Origin of the sequence: Bacillus sp. ISL-78 (assembly GCF_018613455.1) — a bacterium.
Taxonomy (GTDB): Bacteria; Bacillota; Bacilli; order Bacillales; family DSM-1321; genus Peribacillus; species Peribacillus frigoritolerans.
Window position 1 is genome coordinate 10,071 of sequence record NZ_JAGGQC010000006.1, and the last position, 5,837, is coordinate 15,907.

Here is a 5,837-nt window from a genome sequence, read left to right on the forward strand (position 1 = left end):
CTGCGATGACGACCATCACAAAGATTGTTGTAAGAAAAAACGCTGCGATAATGACTTTTGGGATAATTGCTTTTGGGGTAATTGGTAGTTTGTTAAATGGAAAGTACTTTGATACCGTACTTGATCAAGGTACTTTTTTTTATTGATCGGGCTTTTTTTATTTAATCTAAGTATAATCAATATTTTATAGGGCTATTCTGCCCCCTTAGCTGAATAAAGGAGTTTTTTTTCTTGAATTTGAATGTACGATAATATAAATTATCGTACTTTCAAAACCCTGATTTCATTGACTTTTTTCGTCTTTTCTCTTTATACTGTAATAAGAGAAAAAAATCGTACATTCAAATCATTGGTACATAAGGGTTTTGAATCCAGATTTTTGAGGATAGAAGAAAGGTCGATGAAGATGACGCAACCAAAAGATGTGCAGCCGATCCGGGATCAGCAGCAGTTAGAAGATATGAAATGGGCGCTGAAGCGCCATTGTTCGGAGCGTGATTACATCCTATTTGTCGTAGGCTGCGAGACCGGCCTGCGCGTCGGAGATCTGCTCAAGCTAACCACGAAACAAATCCTGGACCTTAAAGGCAAACAAAACAAGATTCTCCGGGTTAAAGAAGGAAAAACACAAAAAATCCGCGATATGTATATCGCGAACTGTTTCCAGGAGGTCTACGACTATGCCAAAAACGTCCAGAGCCCCTATTTATTCCCGTCTAGAAAGGGAGAACGCCCCATTACCCCTACTCAGGCCTACCGACAGTTAAATAAGGCTGCAGAGTTCGCTGGGGTGGAACATGTCGGCAACCATACTTTAAGAAAAACGTTTGGTTATTGGTTTTACAAGGCTACGAAGGATATTGCCATGTTACAACGAATCCTGCATCATTCCCATCCTTCTGTCACCTTACGCTATATCGGCATTACCGAAGAAGAAACGAATAACGTATTGAAAACATTTAGTGTCTTTCACTAACGTTCGAGTGTGGTTTATGTATTAAAGGTACTAAAATTGAGATTTTTTTATAATTTTACTTGTTTTGAGCTCCGATTAATTCAAACAACTGAATTAACCGACAGACCCAACGAGCACTATTTCTTACTTATCCAGTGATTGAAAAGATCTACAATAATCCCCACGATAATACCTATAATAATTTGATTAAAAACACCGATTGGGCATACCTCATTTCATAGTGGAATGAGAGCCTGCGCTAATTACTATACTCATTGTCATGAGTTTTGTTTCTAGATTTTTCTGAAATAGAGGAACTTATTTCCCGACATTCCTTCAATAAATCAAAAAAATTAATCCAATTAATATTGCTATGTATTTTAAGCTTTTCATCATGTTATTTTATGGCTTTTATAATTGAAGACTATGTAAAAGCAGTAAGAACCTAAAAAAGCCTGAGTCAACCCACGTAAGTATAGCCAAGACCTTGAAAAACACTAATAGCCAACCAGTAGAATCAAATAAAGAGAGCCACTAAAAAAGTGGCTCTCTTTATTTGATTCTTTTTTCTAACAAAGCCTTGAATGTATTTGCTTCTTCATCAATATTATTTCTTTTTTTTATAGTTCTTTTAAATTGAATTACTCCCACAGCTAACATACAAAGACTCAAAGGAATAAATAGAAATACAAACGTTGTTTGTTTAATCATATTTGCACTAAATAAAATAAAAATAAAGATTGTTAATATGGTCGTGTAATTAAAAATTTGATTCATATTCATCACCTTTTCTGAAGGGAAATATTTACACTGAATATACATTATTATACAATAATAACAAATATATGAGAAGAGGTATTTAGTTAATGAAAATTTTCAATAAAATCTTTATGGTATTCCTGAGTTTGGTATTATTTACATCTATAGTCTTTATTCATTCAAATGTACAAGCAACAACACCTGATGAAATTGATGCAGCAAAGGCAGTTGAAGAAATTACTGGAACAGAAGAATTAGTAAAAGCAGATGATGATGGTTCTATTAATAATGATATTAATACTATTAAACTACCAGATCAATTTCTCAATGAAATTATTGTAAGTAGTGATCTTGATAATGAACCAGATATTAAAATTGGTATACCAAATGAAATGAAGATTGGTAATCCAGTAGTAACAAAGGATGGCAGCTATCAATATAATGGTAATGAAAATGTAGACTTAGTAATTCAACCTACTGACGTTGGAGTAAGAAGTGTTGTTAGTATTAATAATGAAAATGCACCTAAAAAATATGATTTTAAACTAGATTTACCAGAAGGTCATAAATTAGTATTCTCTTCCGACTATTTTGGAGAAGAATTAGCACTGGAAGATGATATTGAAGAGGTTTTTGTAGTTGATGAAAATAATATCATTCAAAGTATATTTGGAGAAGCTTGGGCTAAAGATGCTAATGGTAATGATGTACCAACTCATTATGAAATTATAGATAATTCTTTAATACAAGTAGTTGAATTTAATAAAAATACAGCGTTTCCTGTATTAGCAGACCCTGATTGGGTTGCAATTGGGGCATGTTCAGCAGCTTTAACATGGTTTGTAGGTTCTAATCTTTTAGTAGCTGCAAAACTTATTAAAGTTAAAAAATATATAAATGCATTAGGTGGTTTCAAAGAAACAGCAAAGCTTATTACACAAGCGACAACTTGGGAGGAAAAACTGAGAGTAGGTGGATCTGCTCTTAAATCATTAGCAGCAGAAATAACTGGTGTTGCAGGGCTTTATGCGTGTAATAAATTTATAAAGAAAAAGAAGAAGAAGTAACAATGGGATATATGGGTAAATAAGTTTAATAGAATAAGCGATAAAACATTTATTTTATTGACGTCTTGGTTGTTTCTGTTATAACAAAGTTAATTATTTTTTTCTTATAGAAAAATTCACTGAAAGAACTAAGAAAAATAATTAACAAAATTACCAAAAGGAGAGTCTAAATTAGACTCTCCTTTTATTTACCCAGCGATCAATCCACCTCAAACAAGGGCGCTATACTACAACGAATAGTACAGTAAATATTTTATCTCTCCATTTCCCAACCACGCTTACGGTTTTTCTCATTTCTCCTAACAGGTAATGGACTTTGTCGCTGCTGTTTTTGTTCTCTCTGCATGTCCCTTCCTGCCTGTTCAACGCCATTCATAATGCCCTCTAATAGGCCGAGGCCCTTTTCTTGTGATTGAATCTGATCTTTAAATGCAGGAACTCTAGCTTCCATTTTCCCTAAAGTATGGAACTGTTTTTCAAGGTCCTTTCTTCCAGAAACGCCTTCTTTCTTCATCGAATCTTGGGAGTTTTCTCGTGTAGAAATAGCCTGTTCATATTCTTGTTTAGCTGATTTTGAAACAAGCAATTTTCCTTTCAAGAAAGGATTGTTCTCGATTTTTTCAACAACGGCATGCTGCGTTTCATAATTTTCCAGATAGCCTTCAGCACGCTGCAGGCGAGACCGATGCTGATTCACACGATTCAATTCACCCTGGAGCCTTTGAATTTCCTCTTTACGGTTATGTAACGTTTTCTGGATGGTCTCAAGTGGGACCACTTTATTTCCGTTTGCTTGATTAATGTCCATAAGCTTTTTAGCCGTTTCAAGGCTTATATGGAGCATTTCAGGACGTTCAGGATATAAAGAGGCCACTTGACGTACAAAAGCGTTCTGGTGGGCTGTCTCAGCCTTTTTTAAGACGTCTCTTTCCCGATTGATTTGTCCACGTGTCTGTCGATTTTTCTCTAGTAGCCCAGGATAATCCGTTTGATATTGACTTTGCATCTGGTGAAATTCTTTTTCGGTATGGAAGCCAAGCTTTTCACGGTAGCTGTGTAGTGTTTTATCACGCAATGTTATTTGGTCTTCCGCCTTGGACATTTCCAGTTCGGCTTGTTCCTTTGTCATTCGATTTTCCTTTAGTTTAAAGGGATTCATCCAATTGATTGTTTCCAATTGTTGCTGGGCTTGCTGGCGTTGATTTTCAAAAATATGAATCCAACGGTAGGTTTCAGAAGCGCCTCGGATGGTTTCATCTTTCCATCGAATCTGTTGGTCATCGTTATGTACTTGATTCTCCCACTGATCGAGCTCCTTACGTTTTACAAAGATTTCTTTCAAGGTAGGTTCACGATCCAAGTTCAAAAGCTTAGAAGCTTCTTGTAAGTGAACACGTTCGGCAGGCGTGTTGAATCGTTCGGATTTTTGCCGTTGTTCTTGCCTCCATGCTTTTTCTTGTTGCAGGGCTTTCTTTTCTTCCCGGTATTTTTGGAGATTCACGACAAGACGATTATATTCTTGGCGATCACGATTGATCGTTCCTCGGTCCGTTTGGACCCCACGCTTTTCCATTTCGTGAGCCACATGGCCAAGATGGACCGTTGGAAAAATAATCAGGTTTCGTTTTTCATGGGATTCATGGGAGATACGGTCCTGAATACCTTCACGTTCTAAGGATTTATTAGCATGTTCTGCCCACTGTTCACGCCATTGCACCAATAATTCTTTTTTGTTCCAGTCACGATTTTTAACGGTGAATCCGTCTTTGGAAATTTCGCGAGTGGTCAACATCACATGGGCATGGGGATTTTCTTTGTCGTCACGGTGAATCGCTACATCGGCAATCATACCTTGATCCACGAATTCTTTTTGAACATACCCACGAATTAACTCAACCTGTTCTTGATGGGATAATTCCCTAGGTAAAGCGATATTAATTTCTCTAGCCACTTGTGAGTTTTTTCTTGTTTCGGCTTTCTCCACTTCATTCCAAAGTTGTTGCCGATCTTGTACCCATTCTGGAGACTGAGAAGGCGCAAGAATCATGGTTTCTGGTTGCACCTCTCTTTTATAGAACTTGGTTTCATCTGTTCGTTCATCTGTTAATCGTTCACCAGAACGATAGGCAGCCGAAGCAACAGCTGATTGACCTTTGCTTCTTGAAATCACTTGTGCAGAGAAATGGTAAATGGCCATGATCGAGCACCTCCTTTAATGGGTTTGATAGGTACGAAATGAAACAGAAAGCATCGAAGATGGTTCCTGTTTCATTTCGTTTTCGCCGATACGGCGATGACTTTTTGTATCCGTCCCGTAGACGGATACTTCCTTTCCATTCGGCCTGTAGCCGAATGGAGGGTTTGTATTTTTGTATTCGCTCCCTAGCGAATATGCTTTTCCGTTGCGAAGCAACCGCACACAAACGAAGTTTGTATAAGTGCGCCCTTTGCTCTTCGATCTCAGGGAATCAATGCCACACTCATTGTGGCGATTCTTGCCTTTTGTCTAGTATTCTATCACCTATTTAGCTATACTTAAAGAAAATTATGGGAATGAAGAGAGGGTTTGGTTTTATGGCTCGTAAAACGGATAGTGAGAGATTACAAGAGTTAGAAGAAAAAATGGAGAAAATGAAGGCGCAAAAACAGCAAGTGGAGAGTCGAATCAAACAAAAAGAACGAAAAGAACGGACGAAACGATTGATTGAGATCGGGGCCATTTTTGAACATCACTTTGAGATTACAAGCAAGGAGGAAGCTGAAAAAATCGCATGGGGATTAAAAAAAGTGGTCACTAATCGAAAAGAGGATCTATTGAAACTTTCCATAGAAGAGTTGAAAAACGAAAAAGAAAGAGAGCTTCAGAAAAAATAACGGGGTTTCCCCCTGTTTATTTAAAACGCTAAAGGAGGACAATGAGCATGCCACATAAAATGACGGTAACTGGAAAACCTGTAGGCCCCTTATGTCAGAAAGGCTCTTTTTACACGTTTGACATGGAGGAAAGTGGTTCCCCCTCTTCCCCAAAAGGGCTTCCAGGAGGTTCGACGATTACA

General features: G+C 37.3%; 5 protein-coding genes. 3 read left to right on the plus strand and 2 right to left on the minus strand.

Annotated features, from left to right (window positions below; translation table 11 throughout):
• Nucleotides 1-406 precede the first annotated feature (406 nt).
• Nucleotides 407-976, plus strand: a complete 570-nt coding sequence (locus tag J7I96_RS08680) for a tyrosine-type recombinase/integrase (protein WP_214774273.1) — start codon at nucleotides 407-409, stop codon at nucleotides 974-976.
• A gap of 531 nt (nucleotides 977-1,507) precedes the next feature.
• Here J7I96_RS08680 and J7I96_RS08685 read toward each other — a convergent pair.
• Nucleotides 1,508-1,732, minus strand: coding sequence for a hypothetical protein (locus J7I96_RS08685; RefSeq protein ID WP_214925015.1), 225 nt, complete (start codon nucleotides 1,730-1,732; stop codon nucleotides 1,508-1,510).
• Nucleotides 1,733-1,821: 89 nt separating this feature from the next.
• On the opposite strand from J7I96_RS08685, the gene J7I96_RS08690 reads away from it, so the two are divergent.
• Nucleotides 1,822-2,781, plus strand: a complete 960-nt coding sequence (locus J7I96_RS08690) for a hypothetical protein (RefSeq protein ID WP_214774240.1) — start codon at nucleotides 1,822-1,824, stop codon at nucleotides 2,779-2,781.
• 253 nt (nucleotides 2,782-3,034) lie between these two features.
• Here the strand turns inward: J7I96_RS08690 and mobQ are convergent, their stop codons facing one another.
• Nucleotides 3,035-4,978 carry a MobQ family relaxase gene (mobQ, locus tag J7I96_RS08695; RefSeq protein WP_214925023.1) on the minus strand — a complete coding sequence of 648 codons (1,944 nt, stop codon included), beginning with the start codon at nucleotides 4,976-4,978 and terminating at the stop codon, nucleotides 3,035-3,037.
• Between the two features lie 377 nt (nucleotides 4,979-5,355).
• Here mobQ and J7I96_RS08700 point away from each other — a divergent pair, with 377 nt between their 5' ends.
• On the plus strand, nucleotides 5,356-5,655 hold the full coding sequence (locus J7I96_RS08700; RefSeq protein ID WP_251025460.1) for a hypothetical protein: 300 nt from the start codon (nucleotides 5,356-5,358) through the stop codon (nucleotides 5,653-5,655).
• Nucleotides 5,656-5,837: the final 182 nt, after the last annotated feature.